Source organism: Xenorhabdus kozodoii (assembly GCF_002632875.1).
Lineage (GTDB): Bacteria > Pseudomonadota > Gammaproteobacteria > Enterobacterales > Enterobacteriaceae > Xenorhabdus > Xenorhabdus kozodoii.
Genome location: NZ_NJCX01000012.1, coordinates 74,568 through 91,142, shown reverse-complemented (window position 1 = coordinate 91,142; position 16,575 = coordinate 74,568). Strand labels below are relative to the sequence as shown.

Here is a 16,575-nt window from a genome sequence, read left to right as displayed (position 1 = left end):
GATGGAAACCCCCTTATCAAGCCATAGCATGAGTTCTGCGGTATCAAAGGATAAGGTGTTATTTCCGGTATTAACGGCCTTTTTGGAAACAACCCTGAATCATCTGTTATATCGCGAAGCTGTATTAAAACCTGCCCGCTTGAGATTGGCAGGTAAAATACTGTCCATCGAACTGAAAGAAATCAAAACACCATTGATATTGATATTCAGTGAGAGGCGAATGGATGTTTTGAGCCAATGGTCAGGATCGGTGGATTGCTCAATGAAAGCAACGCTCCCCGCACTCCTCAAGCTACGGGATCGCCAGTGTCTTTCAACCCTGATTAACAGCGGTGAAATTGTCATTGAAGGGGATATGCAGGTTATTCAACAATGGTCTGCTTTGCTGGATATGTCAGAGTGGGACCCTGCGCATTACCTTTCCCCTTATGTCGGTGATATTGTCGCAGAAGGTGCCAACCGAATGATAAAGAAAGGCTTTGAATTTGCCAGCAACGCCATTGCAAAGAAAAAAACCTATTTTATCGAATCATTAACGGAAGAATGGAAAATGGCGCCCAGTGCATTGGAAGTGGCCTATTTCAGTGAAGAAATTAATGCCGTTGCCAGGCAGATAAACCAACTCGAAAAACGGTTGTCGTCACTGGAGGGAAAACATGACACCCAGTGAAATTAGACGACTTTACTTTATCATCCGAGTCTTTCTTTCCTACGGGCTGGATGAACTTATCCCTAATATTCGTTTGACATGGCCGCTGCGTTTTGGGCGTTATTTTTTATTTTGGATACCTAACAGGCATAAAGATAAGCCTCTTGGTGAACGTTTGCGTCTGGCACTACAAGAGCTAGGACCCGTGTGGATCAAATTTGGCCAGATGCTCTCCACACGTCGTGATCTGTTCCCGACGGCGATCGCAGATCAGCTTTCAATGTTGCAAGATCGGGTGGTTCCTTTTGATGGTGCAGTGGCACGAAAATCAATTGAAACTGCATTAGAGGGTGCGCTGGAAACGTGGTTTGAGGATTTTGACCCACAACCTCTGGCTTCTGCCTCTATCGCTCAGGTACATACTGCCCGGTTGAAGGAGAATGGTAAAGAAGTCGTCCTTAAGGTGATCCGCCCAGATATTCTGCCTGTTATTAAAGCTGATGTGCGATTGATGTATCGCTTAGCAAATCTGGTCCCCCTTCTACCTGATGGGCGTCGTCTTCGCCCCCGTGAAGTGGTAAGGGAATACGAGAAAACCTTGCTTGATGAGCTGAATTTATTGCGTGAAGCCGCAAATGCGATTCAATTGCGCCGCAATTTTGAAGATAGCTCGATGCTCTACGTACCGGAAATATATCCTGATTATTGCCGGAAAGATGTTTTGGTGATGGAGCGCATTTATGGCATTCCCGTGTCAGATATTGTGGCTTTAGAAGCACAGAACACCAATATGAAATTGTTGGCTGAGCGCGGAGTTCAGGTATTCTTCACCCAGGTATTTCGTGACAGTTTTTTTCATGCGGATATGCATCCCGGTAATATTTTTGTCAGTTATGACAAACCGGAAGATCCGACTTATATTGGCATTGACTACGGCATTGTTGGCTCTTTGAATAAAGATGATAAACGTTATCTGGCCGAAAATTTTATTGCTTTCTTCAATCGTGATTATCGTCGGGTTGCTGAATTACATGTCGATTCTGGCTGGGTGCCGGCAGATACCAATGTGGAAGATTTTGAGTTTGCCATCCGTACCGTTTGCGAACCGATTTTTGAAAAACCCCTGGCTGAAATCTCATTTGGGCATGTTCTGTTGAACCTTTTTAACACTGCCCGTCGTTTTAATATGGCCGTTCAGCCCCAATTGGTTCTGCTGCAAAAAACGCTGTTGTATGTTGAAGGGTTAGGGCGCCAACTCTATCCTCAGCTTGATCTGTGGAAAACAGCAAAACCTTTTCTGGAAGATTGGCTGCATGATCAGGTTGGGTTTCCTGCCATTGTCCGTGCCTTTAAAGAAAAGGCGCCTTATTGGGCAGAAAAACTGCCAGAACTTCCAGAGCTGGTATATGGCACGCTCCAACAGCACCGACGTTTGCAACGTAGCGTTGATCAGATATCGCAACAATTCAGGGAGCATCAGCTCAGGCAACGCAAGTCTCTTTATTTATTGGGGATCGGGGCAACGCTCTTTATCTGTGGCAGTTTGTTTTTCATCATAGAGCAGAAACATCTGGCATGGGGAATAATCGGGGCGGGAATTGCATCGTGGGGATTGGGTTGGCATCATTTAAACAAACGTCAATAATTCAATAATGATGAACATTAAATGAAGGTAATTTTGCCACGATCCCTGCTATGATTGTATTAATTTTACACATAAATTTCGTTGTTTATGATTAAATCACTATATAGCTTTTCATAATAATGGGACACTCGGATTCCGTAAAATCCTGACTCCTCGCGGCGCGAGGAATAAGGGAATGTCCCACAATTTCGAAATCTTATTGAGTCATATTCTGATGAACAGAGGTAGGTCAGTATGGGTGGTATAAGTATTTGGCAATTACTCATAATTGCTGTCATTGTCGTATTGTTGTTTGGTACTAATAAACTTCGCACCCTGGGTTCAGACTTGGGTGAATCGATAAAGGGTTTTAAAAAGGCAATGAGTGATGATGAAAAACCACAGCAGCCGGAAAAAATGAATCAGGATGCTGAGTTCGAAACTAAAAATCTCACTGAAACGTCTACGGCCGCACAATCTGAAAAATCAGAGAGTAAAAGTAAAGACAAAGAGCAGGTATAACCCGTGTTTGACATTGGTTTTAGTGAACTACTGTTAGTGATGATCATTGGCTTGGTTGTTCTGGGGCCGGAGCGTCTGCCGGTTGCGGTTAAAACAGTGGCTGGCTGGATCCGGGTATTGCGCTCACTGGCGGCTAATGTCCAAAATGAGCTTGCGCAAGAGCTAAAATTGCAAGAGCTTCAGGACTCCTTGAAAAAAATGGAAGAAAAAGCCGATCTGCAATCACTTTCGCCAGAATTGAAAGCATCAATGGAAGAGCTGAAGGATGCGGCTGAATCATTGAAAAATACCTATCAGTTGAAACCGGATGAAATGGGGGAATGGGAAGAAGACGAAACGCATTTTCACTCTTCTGTGCCTCAATCAGTTGCACAGCACTCGCATCCAGGACAGGTAAGTTCGGAGCCAGTCGTTGTCGCGCAATCGGGTGCAACACCAGAGCAACAGAAAAAAAAATCTCCTGAACAAGCAAATGGCGAACACTGAAACATGTCTGTGGATAATACCCAACCGCTTATCAGTCACCTGATTGAACTGCGTAAGCGGATTTTAAATAGCTTAATGACCGTGCTGATCGTGTTTCTGGCATTGGTCTATTTTTCCAATGACATTTATCGGCTTATTGCAGCGCCTTTAATGGAACAATTACCCAAAGGCGCAAATATGATTGCAACCGATGTTGCATCCCCTTTTTTTACACCAATTAAGCTGACCATTATGGTGTCTATCTTTGTTTCGGCACCGATGATCCTTTATCAAGTATGGGCATTTATCGCACCGGCACTGTATAAGCATGAACGCCGTTTGATTATGCCCCTGCTGTTTTCCAGTAGCGTCTTATTTTATCTGGGAATGGCATTTGCATACTTTGTCGTTTTTCCTGTTGTGTTTGGTTTCTTTATCAATACCGTGCCCGCAGGGGTGGTCATCTCGACAGATATCAGCAATTACCTGAGCTTTGTCATGGCGCTATTTATGGCTTTTGGTGTTTCATTCGAAATACCCATTGCCATTATTTTGCTGTGTTGGAGTGGGGTAGTGACGCCGAACTCACTAAAAAGAAAACGGCCTTATATTTTAGTCGGGGCGTTTGTGGTTGGCATGTTGTTAACACCGCCTGATGTTTTCTCACAGACTTTGCTAGCTGTTCCCATGTATTTGCTATTTGAACTAGGAATTTTGCTTTCGCAGTTCTATGTTGGCAAATCGGGGCGCCGTAATGCAGGCAATCCAGAAGATCCGCCAAACAGCGATACGGGTGCTAATGTTAAAAAATAATGGATGCTAAGCATTCATGATTATCGCTAACTGGTTGATGATGTTAACATCATTATCATAAAGCGATGGCTATTAACCCGGCGCGTTGTCGCTGGGTTTTACATTAGGAGAACAGTATGAGCTATGTATTTCCGGGGGCATTTCCCGGTCGCCGTATGCGCCGTATGCGCCGCCATGATTTTTCCCGCCGCTTAGTTGCTGAAAATCAACTGACTGTTAATGACCTGATTTATCCCGTATTTGTTATGGAAGGAACGAATCAGCGTCAGGAAGTCCCTTCAATGCCAGGAGTGTATCGTCTGACAATCGATCTTTTGCTGAAAGAAGCAGAAGAGATTGCCCGACTGGGTATTCCTGTTTTGTCTCTGTTTCCGGTTATTGAAGCGGACAAGAAATCATTGGATGCAAAAGAAGCCTATAATCCAGACGGCTTGGTTCAGCGTTCTGTTCGTGCCCTGAAAGATGCTGTGCCTGAATTGGGGCTTTTGACGGACGTCGCACTCGATCCGTTTACTACCCACGGGCAAGATGGTGTTATTGATCAAGATGGCTATGTTATCAATGACATTACCAAAGAGATTCTGGTTAAACAGGCGCTGTCCCATGCTGAGGCCGGTGCTGAGATTGTTGCGCCAAGCGATATGATGGATGGCCGCATTGGTGCTATTCGTGAGCAGCTTGAGAGGGATAATTATGTCAATACCCAAATTATGGCTTACTCTGCCAAATACGCCTCTTGTTACTATGGGCCATTTAGGGATGCCATTGGCTCCAGCGGTAACTTGAACGGGGGTAACAAGATGACCTATCAAATGGATCCTGCAAATAGTGATGAAGCGTTGCAAGAAATTGCACAGGATTTGCAGGAGGGGGCAGATAGCGTCATGGTTAAACCGGGCATGCCGTATTTGGATGTGATCCGTCGGGTGAAAGAGACTTTTGGTGTGCCAACATTTGCTTATCAGGTTTCTGGTGAATATGCCATGCATATGGCAGCCATTCAAAATGGTTGGTTGCAAGAGCAGCCGGCGATAATGGAATCACTATTGTGTTTCAAACGAGCAGGTGCCGATGGTGTCCTGACCTATTTCGCCAAGCGTGTAGCGCAGTGGCTACATGAGCAAAAATAGTGATTATTGAATCGCTTAGTCTTAAGTTATATACCAGTCCAACTTCAAGTTGTAGCTAGCAAGGCAATGTGAGTGTTGATATCTCCCCGCACGCACAGCGGGAAGATATCAGGCACATCTTGAAAGGCAACGGGTATAGAGTGAAATAAAAAATAGAAACGGGCAATCTTGCCCGTTTCTTGATTAAATTTTAACGAAATACTTATTATCCAAAACCTTAGTGACTTCTTTATTAAGTATATTCAGCAAAAGAATAGAACGGGTTTCCCCATCTGGTTCGTTATAAATTGCTTGAATACCTTCGAAAATTCCCTCAGTGATTAAGACCGTATCACCCGTTATTGGGGTTTCTGGCGCAATATATTCTTGCTCAGTAACCGACATTAATTCATCGATTAATGTTTGTGGAATAATGGCAGGATAAGTGCTGAACCGAACGAAGTAATTTACGCCACGTGTTGAGTTAACCGTAGTGGTATGAATCACCTCAGGATCAAAGTGAACAAACAGGTAATTGGGAAATAGGGGTTCAATAACGGTGGTTCGTTTGCCCCGAATGATTTTTTCAATTTTGGCTGTAGGTGTTAAGCAAATAACGTCCTGTCTCTCTAAGTTCTCTATTGCCCTAGAGATTTGCCCACGTTTACAGTAAAGAAGATACCAATTTCCCATCATATTTCGACTCCATTGCGTAGAGTGCCTAGCATAACAAAACCAGAGCTCAAGGGTCATCAGTAAAGATAAAAGTTACTTAAAGTGTAAACCGTATTTTTTTATATTCTATCGTGTTTGTTTAAAGTCTATATATTGCATTTTAGTGAAAAGTTCTATCCTTGATCACGATAGAGATGATAATTCAAATTTCATTTTAAGTACGATTGCGCTGTATCTGAGCAATCTGCCCCACAAGTTTGCACTAAATTCATTGCTTTTTAGCAGGTTATGAGTTTTCCTTGTAACCCTCATGGGAGGGTTTATAATGGCTTTCCCTCCTTAAAAATCGACACGAATGAACAATATGAAATATCGCGATCTAAGAGACTTTCTTTCCTTGTTGGAACAATCGGGTGAATTAAAACGAATTCATATGGAAGTTGACCCGTATCTGGAAATGACAGAAATCGCAGATCGTACTCTTCGTGCCGGTGGCCCAGCCTTATTATTTGAAAATCCTAAGGGATATTCGATGCCTGTATTGTGCAACTTGTTTGGAACACCTAAACGGGTTGCCATGGGTATGGGGCAGGATGATGTTAAGGCTCTGCATGATGTTGGTAAGCTATTGGCTTTCCTGAAAGAGCCTGAGCCACCAAAAGGCTTTCGTGATTTGATCGGTAAGCTGCCTAAATTCAAACAAGTGTTGAATATGCCAACCAAGCGCCTTAATTCTGCGCCCTGTCAGGAACAGATTTGGGCAGGAGATGAGGTGGATCTTACCCGTATTCCCGTCATGCACTGTTGGCCAGAAGATGCCGCGCCCTTGATTACCTGGGGTTTAACAGTGACGAAGGGGCCGAATAAAGAGCGCCAGAACTTGGGTATCTATCGTCAGCAGGTATTGGGAAAAAACAAACTGATTATGCGCTGGCTATCACATCGTGGTGGGGCGCTTGATTTTCAGGAGTGGTGCCAGGCTCATCCAGGAGAGCGTTTCCCTGTGTCCGTCGCATTGGGTGCTGATCCGGCCACGATATTAGGGGCGGTGACTCCCATTCCTGATACGCTATCTGAATATGCATTTGCTGGATTATTGCGTGGACATAAAACGGAAGTCGTTAAATGTATATCTAATGATCTGGAAGTGCCTGCCAGCGCTGAAATTATCCTTGAAGGTTATATTGAGCCTGGCGAAATGGCGCCGGAAGGCCCATATGGTGATCATACCGGCTATTACAATGAAATAGATATGTTCCCGGTATTTACCGTAACCCATATTACCCAACGCAGTGATGCTATCTACCATTCCACTTACACTGGGCGTCCGCCCGATGAGCCTGCGGTGCTGGGGGTTGCATTGAATGAAGTTCTGGTGCCAATATTGCAAAAACAATTTCCTGAAATTGTGGATTTTTACTTGCCGCCAGAGGGCTGCTCTTATCGACTCGCGGTCGTGACAATGAAAAAACAATATGCAGGCCATGCCAAGCGAGTAATGATGGGAGTGTGGTCATATCTGAGACAATTTATGTACACAAAATTCGTTATCGTTTGTGATGATGATATCAATGCGCGAGATTGGAATGATGTCATCTGGGCGATAACAACGCGAATGGACCCGCAGAGAGATACTGTCTTAATGGAAAATACCCCCATTGACTATCTCGATTTTGCATCGCCTGTTTCTGGGTTAGGTTCAAAAATGGGGCTAGATGCAACCAATAAATGGCCAGGTGAGACACAAAGGGAATGGGGGCGCCCGATCGTGATGAGTGAGGAAATTCGGGCCCGTGTCGATGAAATTTGGGATCAATTAGATATTTTGAAGCGATAAGAGGGAACGCATGACAACATTAAGCTGTAAAGTAACATCGGTTGACTCCATTACAGATACAGTTTATCGGGTTCGTTTATTACCTGATTCGCCTTTTTCTTTCCGTGCAGGGCAATATTTGATGGTCATTATGGATGAAAGGGATAAGCGCCCTTTTTCCATGGCATCACCCCCATCAGAAAAACAGATCATTGAGTTACATATTGGTGCTTCTGAACTCAATCTCTATGCGATGGCGGTAATGGATAGGATCTTGGATCAGAAAGTTATTGATATTGATATTCCATATGGTCAGGCATGGTTTCGAGAAAACAGCGAAAACCCGATGTTATTAATTGCCGGAGGCACGGGATTCTCATATACACGTTCTATCTTATTGGCTGCATTGGAAAAAAATCCTAACCGCGAAATTGCCATTTATTGGGGAGGACGAGAATTGCAACACCTTTATGATTTGGGCGAGTTGCAATCATTGAGTGAACGTTATCCTAATTTGACCGTTGTTCCTGTGGTTGAACAGGTTGATGAACACTGGCGTGGAAGAACGGGCACCGTTCTGAGTGCGGTTTTGGAAGATTTCGGCAGTTTGGCAAACCATGATATCTACATTGCTGGCCGCTTTGAGATGGCTAAAATTGCCCGTGAACGGTTTTGTAGTGAACGCGATGCATCTATCGAACGTATGTATGGGGATGCCTTTGAGTTTATTTAAGCTGTTTACTGATAAAAAAATAAGACGACAAAAATAAAAAACCCGCCCCTAACAGGCGGGAAACTACGGCAACAACTTACTTAGAGTGATGCAATAGACAAGACAGACAAGGGAAAATCAAGAACCATAAATTCAATTGTCAGAGACATTCTATAGCCCAATTTTGATCGCTATACGCGTTCAATAATTGTCGCTATACCTTGGCCTAATCCGATACACATGGTTGATAACCCGAATTGGACATCTTTACGTTCCATCAAATTAAGTAGGGTGGTTGTAATGCGAGTACCGGAGCATCCCAATGGATGACCGAGAGCAATAGCACCACCGTTCAGGTTAATCCTGTCATCCATGCTATCCAGCAGATTCAACCCCTTGATGCAAGCCAAGGATTGTGCAGCAAATGCTTCGTTCAATTCCATGACGCCAATATCCGCAAGGCTTAACCCGGCTTTTTTCAAGGCCATTTGCGTTGCTGGCACAGGGCCATAACCCATGATGGAAGGATCACAACCAACCACTGCCGTTGAACGGATACGAGCGCGAGGCTTTAATCCTAACTCTTTCGCTTTGCTTTCGCTCATGATCAACATGGCAGAAGCGCCATCGGAAAGCGCTGAGGAGTTACCCGCTGTAACACTTCCAGTCACGGGATCAAAAACAGGACGCAGCGTAGCCAAATCTTTTAGATTAGTGTCTGGACGGATCACCTCATCAAAATCGACGAGTTTCAAATTTCCATCAGCATCATGCCCATATAGAGGGACGATTTCATTGGCGAAAGCCTTTAATTTGGTTGCCTGTGCTGAGCGTTGATGAGAACGCAGGGCAAACTCATCCTGCATTTCGCGACTAATATTGTGCATTTTGGCCAGCATTTCTGCTGTCAATCCCATAACCCCTGCCGCCTTGGCAACGTTACGGCTTAATTTGGGATGAAAATCAACACCGTGTGTCATGGGAACATGTCCCATATGCTCAACACCGCCGACCATAATAATACGGGCATCGCCGGTCATGATCATACGGGCACCATCGTGCAGTGATTGCATTGAAGAACCGCAGAGACGGTTAACAGTGACCGCAGGAACTGAATGAGGAATACCTGCCAATAAGGCCGCATTACGTGCGATATTAAACCCTTGTTCCAGTGTTTGTTGTACGCATCCCCAAGAGATATCATCAATATCTTCCGGCTTAACGGCAGGATTGCGCTTGAGTATTGATTTCATCAGATGTGCGGAGAGATCTTCGGCACGGACCTGACGGAATACACCACCTTTTGAGCGCCCCATAGGGGTACGGATACCATCAATAATAACTACGTTTTCCATGTTTTCAGACCTCACGCTTTTTCACCTGGATTAACAGCAAGTTCTGCTGGTGCAGGATAGTAACTTTCATTGCTTTCGGATTTGGCTTTCAGGCCAGCGGGGATGTGATAGAGTGGGCCTAAATGAGCATAACTCTCTGCCATCTTCACATAGGCTGCGGTTCCCATGGTATCCAGGTAACGGAAAACACCACCGTGGAATGGCGGGAAACCCAGGCCATATACCAGAGCCATATCAGCTTCTGCCGGGCTGGCAATGACACCTTCTTCTAAACAGCGAACCACTTCGTTAATCATTGGGATCATGGTTCGGGCAATGATCTCTTCGCCAGAGAAAGTCTGTTTTGGCTTGCTGATGCTTGCCAGTAACTGATCGGTAGTTTCATCCTGCCCTTTTTTCGGTCTGCCTTTTTTGTCTTGGGTATATTTATAGAAACCAACACCATTTTTCTGACCATAACGCTGATTTTCAAATAGTACATCAATGGCATCCCGATAATCGCGAACCATGCGCTCTGGAAAACCCTGGGCCATAACCGCTTGTGCATGGTGAGCGGTATCAATGCCGACAACATCAAGGAGATAAGCAGGGCCCATTGGCCAGCCAAATTCTTTTTCCATGATTTTGTCGATTTGGCGGAAATCACCCCCATCCCGCAGCAACATGCCAAAACCCGCCAGATAAGGGAACAATACGCGGTTTACAAAAAAGCCAGGACAGTCGTTGACAACAATAGGCGTTTTACCCATTTTACTGGCATATGCGACAACACTCGCAATCGTCTTATCTGAGGTCTTTTCTCCGCGAATAATTTCAACCAGCGGCATACGATGTACGGGGTTGAAAAAATGCATACCACAGAAGTTTTCCGGGCGTTTTAGTGATTTTGCTAATTCAGTAATGGGGATTGTCGAGGTATTAGAAGCCAGAACACAATCATTGCCGATATGTGATTCTGTTTCAGCCAGAACCGCCGCTTTAATCTTCGGATTTTCAACAACCGCTTCAACAACAATTTGGGATTGTTCAATACCCGCATAAGTCAAGGTTGGTTGAATGGATGCCAGAATTTTGGCCATCTTCATGGCATCTAAGCGCCCACGTTCAAATTGCTTATTGAGCAGCTTGGCCGCTTCATTGATGCCTAAATCCAGTGCCTGTTGATTGATATCTTTCATCAAGACTGGAATACCCTTGCGCGCTGATTGATAGGCTATGCCTCCGCCCATGATCCCCGCACCCAGTACAGCCGCATGTTTAGCTGTTGTGACAGCTTGCAGGTGTTTTTTCGCCAGCCCTTTAACATATTGCTCATTTAGGAAGATACCGACTAAAGCACGGGCGACAGGGGTATGCGCTAATGATACAAAACTGGCGGATTCCAGTTTCAAGGCTTCATCGCGACCCAGTGTCGCGGCTTTTTCAATGGTTTTTACCGCAGTAATGGGGGCGGGATAATGAGGACCGGCAACCTTCATTACCATCCCTTTTGCTACGGTGAAGCTCATGGTGCGTTCAATTTCATTGAGCGTTAGGGGTATCAATTTAGGCTGACGGGCGGCTTTCCAATCCAGATCGCCTCGGATGGCTTGTTCCAGAATTGAAACGGCAGAATCAGCCAGCTTTTCGGTAGAAACGACAGCATCAACCAGACCATTCTTCAGCGCTTCTTCAGCACTAATATCTTTTCCGGCGGAAATGATTTCAAGGGCATTATCCGTACCAATCAAGCGTGGCAGACGGACGGAACCCCCGAATCCCGGCATAATGCCCAGTTTAGTTTCTGGCAACCCGATACGAAGATCGGGGGATGCGATGCGAAAATCTGTTGCAAGTACCAATTCACATCCGCCGCCGAGGGCGTAGCCATTGATAGCGGAGATAGTCGGAACAGGGAGATCTTCTATGCGATTAAAGATATTATTGGCGAGATCCAGCAATTCATGCAGTTTTCCTGCTGGCGCATTAAAGAGTGATAAAAATTCCGTGATGTCTGCGCCAACAATAAATGCCTGTTTTTCAGAACGTAACAGTAACCCTTTTAGTTCAATTTCTTGCTCAAGGACGGCAACGGCTTTATCCAGTGAAGCAACCGTTTTTGTATCTAATTTATTAATTGCTGCTGGTGCATTGAAGATCAGTTCAGCAATGCCATCTTTTAGCCATTTTACTTGAATAGTTTCACTTAGGTAGAGCATGTCATTCTCCTCAATGAGTGCATACCATCTGGTATGACCAGATGTGGTTGATTGTGATTACTGTGTTAATTTAATGCAAACTAATGATTATTTTTTTGTAGAGCGGATCACAGGTAAGATTTATGACGTGGCGCAATATATTTTGTTAATATTTTGAAAAATATAAATATATTCACTTAGTTTTAGCGAGGATGTTTTTTGCGTAATAGCGGCCACAATAATGAATTGTGGTAATATTTAAGTCCCTGCCAAAAAATCAAAAGGCTAATTAAGATGGAAAAGTTGGCATCTCTGTACCAAGAACATATTAAAATTTTACAAAAACGCGCCAGAGAAATTTTGGAACGAACTCAACTCGACGCCCTGCTTATTCATTCTGGTGAATTATTACGGGTTTTTCTTGATGACAGCCATTATCCGTTTAAGGCAAATCCACACTTTAAGGCTTGGGTTCCTGTCACCAAGGTGCCGAATTGCTGGTTATGGATTGACGGTGTCAATAAACCTAAGCTCTGGTTCTATTTACCGGTAGATTACTGGCATAGTGTAGAACCCCTGCCTGATGGTTACTGGACTCACGAAATAGAAATGATCCATTTGGCAAAAGCTGAAGATATCAGTACAAAACTGAGTGGATTCTCAAAACAGAACACAGCTTATATTGGTGAACAAACTGAGCGTGCTAACTCTTTGGGTATTCTTGCTCACAATATCAACCCAAAAGCTGTTTTGGATTATTTGAATTATCATCGTTCATATAAAACAGATTATGAATTGGCTTGTATGCGTGAGGCGCAAAAAACGGCCGTTAATGGTCATTTGGCTGCCTATGATGCATTTTTATCCGGTGTAAGCGAATTTGAGATCAATATATTCTATCTGATGGCAACAGGACACCGTGATACCGATGTTCCTTATGACAATATTATTGCCTTGAATGAAAATGCGGCTGTTTTGCACTACAACAAATTACAGCAGAGGGTTCCTTCTGACATTCGCAGTTTCTTGATTGATGCCGGAGCAGAATATCATGGTTATGCTGCGGATATCACCAGAACCTATGCAGCAAAACCGAATAACGATTTTGCCTCACTGATAAAGGATCTCAATGAAGAACAGCAGGCGATCATCGGTACAATTAAAACGGGAGTTCGATATACTGACTACCATGTTAATATGCATCAACGCATAGCCAGGATACTGAAAAAACATGATATTCTTCAGGGGATCAGCGAAGAAGGTATGGTTGAGAAAGGTTTGACTACACCATTCTTCCCCCACGGACTTGGCCATCCTCTGGGGTTGCAGGTGCATGATGCGGCTGGATTTATGCAAGATGATAGCGGAACTCATAAGGCAGCTCCGAAAATGCATCCTTATTTGCGCTGTACCCGTATCCTTGAGCCAAGAATGGTTTTAACCATTGAGCCTGGGATCTATTTCATTGAAACTTTATTAGCGCAGTGGCGTGAAAGTGAATATCGCCAGCATTTTGATTGGAAAAAAATCGATATGTTGAAACTTTATGGTGGTATTCGCATTGAAGATAACATCGTTATTCACGATGGAAAAATTGAAAACATGACCAGAGACTTACAATTATCGTAATGAAGCCTTATTTGATCCCTGCGGCTTCAGTCAGCTTTACTGAAGAAATAAAAAAGAGTCGTTTCATTACCCTGCTGGAACACACCAGCGGGGTGGATGAGGCGAAGTTATTTATCCAAAGTATCAAAGATCAATATCCTGACGCTCGACATCATTGTTGGGCGTTTGTGGCAGGGGCGCCGGATGATTCCCAGCAGTTAGGATTTTCTGATGATGGTGAACCCACCGGAACGGCGGGTAAGCCCATGATTGCCCAGTTAATAGGAAGTGGCTTGGGGGAAATTACTGCTGTATCTGTTCGCTATTTTGGTGGCATAAAGCTGGGGACAGGTGGTTTGGTAAAAGCCTATGGCAATGGGGTGCAGCAAGCCCTGAAACTGTTACCAACCGAATACAAAGTCCCGCAGAAGCTGTACCAGTTACAGTGTGAATATTCGCATATTTCAATGATAGAACAGTTGTTACATCAATTCGCTGGGCAAGTGATCGCCAGTGATTATGCTGAAAATGTCACGTTGCAAGTCTCACTGCCAGCTACCCTTGCCGGGGAGATAGGTGATAAATTACGGGATTTGAGCCGCGGTGTGCTGTTTTTAACACCAAAATCGTAATTATTTCGTCATACCGGATTTCTAAGGAACCCGCCGAATGCATTTTCGCGCTATAACCCGTATTGTTGGACTACTTGTCATTCTTTTCTCTGTCACAATGATTATTCCGGGATTGGTGGCATTGATTTATCGCGATGGTGCAGGCAGAGCATTTAGCCAGACATTCGTCTTTGCCCTTGTTATTGGCTTACTATTGTGGGTACCTAATCGCGAACAAAAATCTGACCTTAAACCCAAAGAGGGCTTTTTAATTGTCGTCCTATTTTGGACTGTGTTGGGAAGTGTCGGAGCGTTACCCTTTATTTTCTCTGAAAAACCCAATCTTTCAATTACCGATGCCTTTTTTGAATCATTTTCCGGCCTGACGACAACGGGAGCGACGACGCTTGTTGGCCTTGATTCTCTTCCCAAGGCGATTTTGTTCTATCGACAAATGTTGCAATGGTTGGGTGGCATGGGAATTATCGTGCTGGCTGTGGCGATCTTACCTCTGCTTGGTGTTGGGGGAATGCAGCTTTATCGGGCAGAAATGCCCGGACCGTTGAAAGACAATAAAATGCGACCCCGTATCGCAGAAACGGCGAAAACGCTCTGGCTGATTTATGTCTTGTTGACCATAGCTTGTGCGTTAGCATTATGGGGGGCGGGGATGTCCGTATTTGATGCGATTTCTCATAGCTTTTCGACCATTGCTATTGGAGGATTCTCTACCCATGATGCCAGTATCGGCTTTTTTAATAGCCCAGCAATTAATACCATTATTGCTATCTTCTTATTGATTTCGGGCTGTAATTTTGGTCTGCATTTTGCGGTTCTTTCTGGGCGCAGCTTGAAAGTGTATTGGCGTGATCCAGAGTTTCGTATGTTCATTACTATTCAGTTGGCACTATTGGTAATCTGCATGCTGATATTATGGCAACATTCTGTTTATGAATCAGAACTGGAAGCATTAAATCACGCTTTTTTTCAAGTTATTTCTATGGCGACAACGGCTGGATTTACAACGGATTCCTTTGCCAATTGGCCTCTGTTTTTGCCTTTCTTGCTGTTATGTTCAGCATTTATAGGGGGATGTGCAGGTTCGACAGGGGGAGGTCTCAAAGTTATCCGTATCTTATTACTGTTCTTGCAAGGCTCTCGTGAATTAAAACGGTTAGTGCATCCCAATGCGGTATATACCATTAAATTAGGGCGGCGGGCATTACCGGAACGCATTATCGAAGCGGTATGGGGGTTTTTCTCAGCTTATGCATTAGTCTTCGTCATCAGTATGTTGTCATTGATCGCAACAGGCGTTGACGAGTTTTCTGCTTTTTCTGCTATCGCTGCTACATTGAATAACCTGGGGCCAGGATTGGGAGCTGTTGCTGATAACTTTACGACGATGAATCCGACAGCTAAATGGATATTGGTTGTCACTATGTTATTTGGACGTTTGGAAGTGTTCACATTATTGGTTCTGTTTACCCCAACTTTTTGGCGCGATTAGTTAGTTTTTTGGTGTGAATGGTGATCGATTGAATCTTTATAGGCGAGTTTCTGTTTAATAAGGGCGTATTTATGAGTTATTTGTTGCTCTATTCTACCCAGGATGGACAGACCAAAAAAATTATTACCCGTATCGCAGAGAATCTCCGTCGTGCTGGTATTGAATGTCATTTAAGAGATCTTGCTACAGTGAAACAGGTCAATTTGATGTCTTATCAACAAGTAATGGTAGGCGCATCGATACGTTATGGTCGTTTTAATTCCGTATTGCATGATTTTGTCATTCGCCATCAAAACCAATTGAATCAAATGCCAACAGCGTTCTTTGGTGTCAATTTAACGGCAAGAAAGCCGGAAAAAAGAACACCAGAAACGAATGCTTATGTACGCAAGTTTTTAATAAAAAGCCCGTGGCAACCTGATTTGTGTGGTGTCTTTGCCGGAGCGCTACTTTATCCACGTTATCGTTGGTTGGATCGCATTATGATCCAGCTCATTATGCGAATGACTGGTGGAGAAACAGATACGACAAAAGAAGTCGAATACACCGACTGGGAACAGGTAAATCGTTTTTCTGAGAATTTTTTGCAAATATCACAGGATAAAGCGCCTTAATAATAGACTTTTTGCTGATTATTACCTCTTTTTGTGGAAAAAAAACGCGAACGGAAGAGAATCTCAAAAAAACTATTGTCAGCGCCGAAAAACTCCCTATAATGCGCCACCACTGACCGACGATGAGCTGAAACAGGCCGCGGCGGACAGCCGGAAGAAAGCGAAAATAAACGCTTGACTCCTGAGGCGAAACGCGTAAGATACGCAGCCTCGCAGCCCGGAAGAGCCTTCCCGGTTGCACCGCTCTTTAACAACTTAATCAGACAATCTGTGTGGGCACTCGCAAGACACTATCCACGCCGAAAGGCGAAAAAG

At 44.2% G+C, this 16,575-nt stretch carries 15 protein-coding genes and 1 rRNA gene (1 of these 16 cut by a window edge); 13 read left to right on the top strand and 3 right to left on the bottom strand.

The window, feature by feature from the left end:
• Window position 1 precedes the first annotated feature (1 nt).
• The 6 genes from ubiJ to hemB all read left to right on the top strand — a co-directional run bounded on the left by ubiJ (window position 2) and on the right by hemB (window position 5,203).
• Window positions 2-670 carry a ubiquinone biosynthesis protein UbiJ gene (gene ubiJ, locus Xkoz_RS09970; RefSeq protein WP_099142015.1) on the top strand — a complete coding sequence of 223 codons (669 nt, stop codon included), beginning with the start codon at window positions 2-4 and terminating at the stop codon, window positions 668-670.
• Window positions 657-2,294 carry a ubiquinone biosynthesis regulatory protein kinase UbiB gene (gene ubiB / locus Xkoz_RS09965; RefSeq protein WP_099142014.1) on the top strand — a complete coding sequence of 546 codons (1,638 nt, stop codon included), beginning with the start codon at window positions 657-659 and terminating at the stop codon, window positions 2,292-2,294. Before ubiJ ends, ubiB begins: the two co-directional genes overlap by 14 nt.
• A 234-nt stretch (window positions 2,295-2,528) precedes the next feature.
• The gene (gene tatA / locus Xkoz_RS09960; RefSeq protein ID WP_099142013.1) at window positions 2,529-2,795 is read left to right on the top strand and encodes a Sec-independent protein translocase subunit TatA; all 267 of its coding nucleotides are present in this window, start codon (window positions 2,529-2,531) and stop codon (window positions 2,793-2,795) included.
• A 3-nt stretch (window positions 2,796-2,798) separates the two neighbouring features.
• The gene (gene tatB / locus Xkoz_RS09955) at window positions 2,799-3,281 is read left to right on the top strand and encodes a Sec-independent protein translocase protein TatB (protein ID WP_099142012.1); all 483 of its coding nucleotides are present in this window, start codon (window positions 2,799-2,801) and stop codon (window positions 3,279-3,281) included.
• Between the two features lie 3 nt (window positions 3,282-3,284).
• Entirely contained in the window at window positions 3,285-4,073 is a 789-nt protein-coding gene (gene tatC, locus Xkoz_RS09950; protein WP_099142011.1) for a Sec-independent protein translocase subunit TatC, read from the top strand.
• A gap of 116 nt (window positions 4,074-4,189) precedes the next feature.
• Complete coding sequence (gene hemB, locus Xkoz_RS09945) at window positions 4,190-5,203, top strand: porphobilinogen synthase (protein WP_099142010.1); 1,014 nt, start codon at window positions 4,190-4,192, stop codon at window positions 5,201-5,203.
• A 183-nt stretch (window positions 5,204-5,386) separates the two neighbouring features.
• Here the strand turns inward: hemB and rfaH are convergent, their stop codons facing one another.
• Window positions 5,387-5,875 (bottom strand): transcription/translation regulatory transformer protein RfaH, encoded by a 489-nt coding sequence (gene rfaH / locus Xkoz_RS09940; protein WP_099142047.1) that lies wholly within the window; start codon window positions 5,873-5,875, stop codon window positions 5,387-5,389.
• A gap of 346 nt (window positions 5,876-6,221) precedes the next feature.
• Here rfaH and ubiD point away from each other — a divergent pair, with 346 nt between their 5' ends.
• Window positions 6,222-7,694, top strand: a complete 1,473-nt coding sequence (gene ubiD / locus Xkoz_RS09935) for a 4-hydroxy-3-polyprenylbenzoate decarboxylase (protein ID WP_099142009.1) — start codon at window positions 6,222-6,224, stop codon at window positions 7,692-7,694.
• Between the two features lie 10 nt (window positions 7,695-7,704).
• Entirely contained in the window at window positions 7,705-8,406 is a 702-nt protein-coding gene (fre, locus tag Xkoz_RS09930; protein ID WP_099142008.1) for an NAD(P)H-flavin reductase, read from the top strand.
• Between the two features lie 170 nt (window positions 8,407-8,576).
• Here fre and fadA read toward each other — a convergent pair whose 3' ends face one another.
• Window positions 8,577-9,740 (bottom strand): acetyl-CoA C-acyltransferase FadA, encoded by a 1,164-nt coding sequence (gene fadA / locus Xkoz_RS09925; protein ID WP_099142046.1) that lies wholly within the window; start codon window positions 9,738-9,740, stop codon window positions 8,577-8,579.
• 11 nt (window positions 9,741-9,751) lie between these two features.
• The gene (gene fadB / locus Xkoz_RS09920) at window positions 9,752-11,938 is read right to left on the bottom strand and encodes a fatty acid oxidation complex subunit alpha FadB (protein ID WP_099142007.1); all 2,187 of its coding nucleotides are present in this window, start codon (window positions 11,936-11,938) and stop codon (window positions 9,752-9,754) included.
• Between the two features lie 273 nt (window positions 11,939-12,211).
• Here fadB and pepQ point away from each other — a divergent pair, with 273 nt between their 5' ends.
• The 5 genes from pepQ to Xkoz_RS26865 all read left to right on the top strand — a co-directional run.
• The gene (pepQ, locus tag Xkoz_RS09915; RefSeq protein WP_099142006.1) at window positions 12,212-13,546 is read left to right on the top strand and encodes a Xaa-Pro dipeptidase; all 1,335 of its coding nucleotides are present in this window, start codon (window positions 12,212-12,214) and stop codon (window positions 13,544-13,546) included.
• Entirely contained in the window at window positions 13,546-14,157 is a 612-nt protein-coding gene (locus Xkoz_RS09910; RefSeq protein ID WP_099142005.1) for an IMPACT family protein, read from the top strand. Before pepQ ends, Xkoz_RS09910 begins: the two co-directional genes overlap by 1 nt.
• Window positions 14,158-14,194: 37 nt before the next feature.
• Window positions 14,195-15,646 (top strand): Trk system potassium transporter TrkH, encoded by a 1,452-nt coding sequence (trkH, locus tag Xkoz_RS09905; protein ID WP_099142004.1) that lies wholly within the window; start codon window positions 14,195-14,197, stop codon window positions 15,644-15,646.
• Between the two features lie 71 nt (window positions 15,647-15,717).
• The gene (gene hemG, locus Xkoz_RS09900; RefSeq protein WP_099142003.1) at window positions 15,718-16,260 is read left to right on the top strand and encodes a menaquinone-dependent protoporphyrinogen IX dehydrogenase; all 543 of its coding nucleotides are present in this window, start codon (window positions 15,718-15,720) and stop codon (window positions 16,258-16,260) included.
• A gap of 120 nt (window positions 16,261-16,380) precedes the next feature.
• Window positions 16,381-16,575 (top strand): 23S ribosomal RNA (locus tag Xkoz_RS26865) (it continues 2,937 nt past the right edge of the window).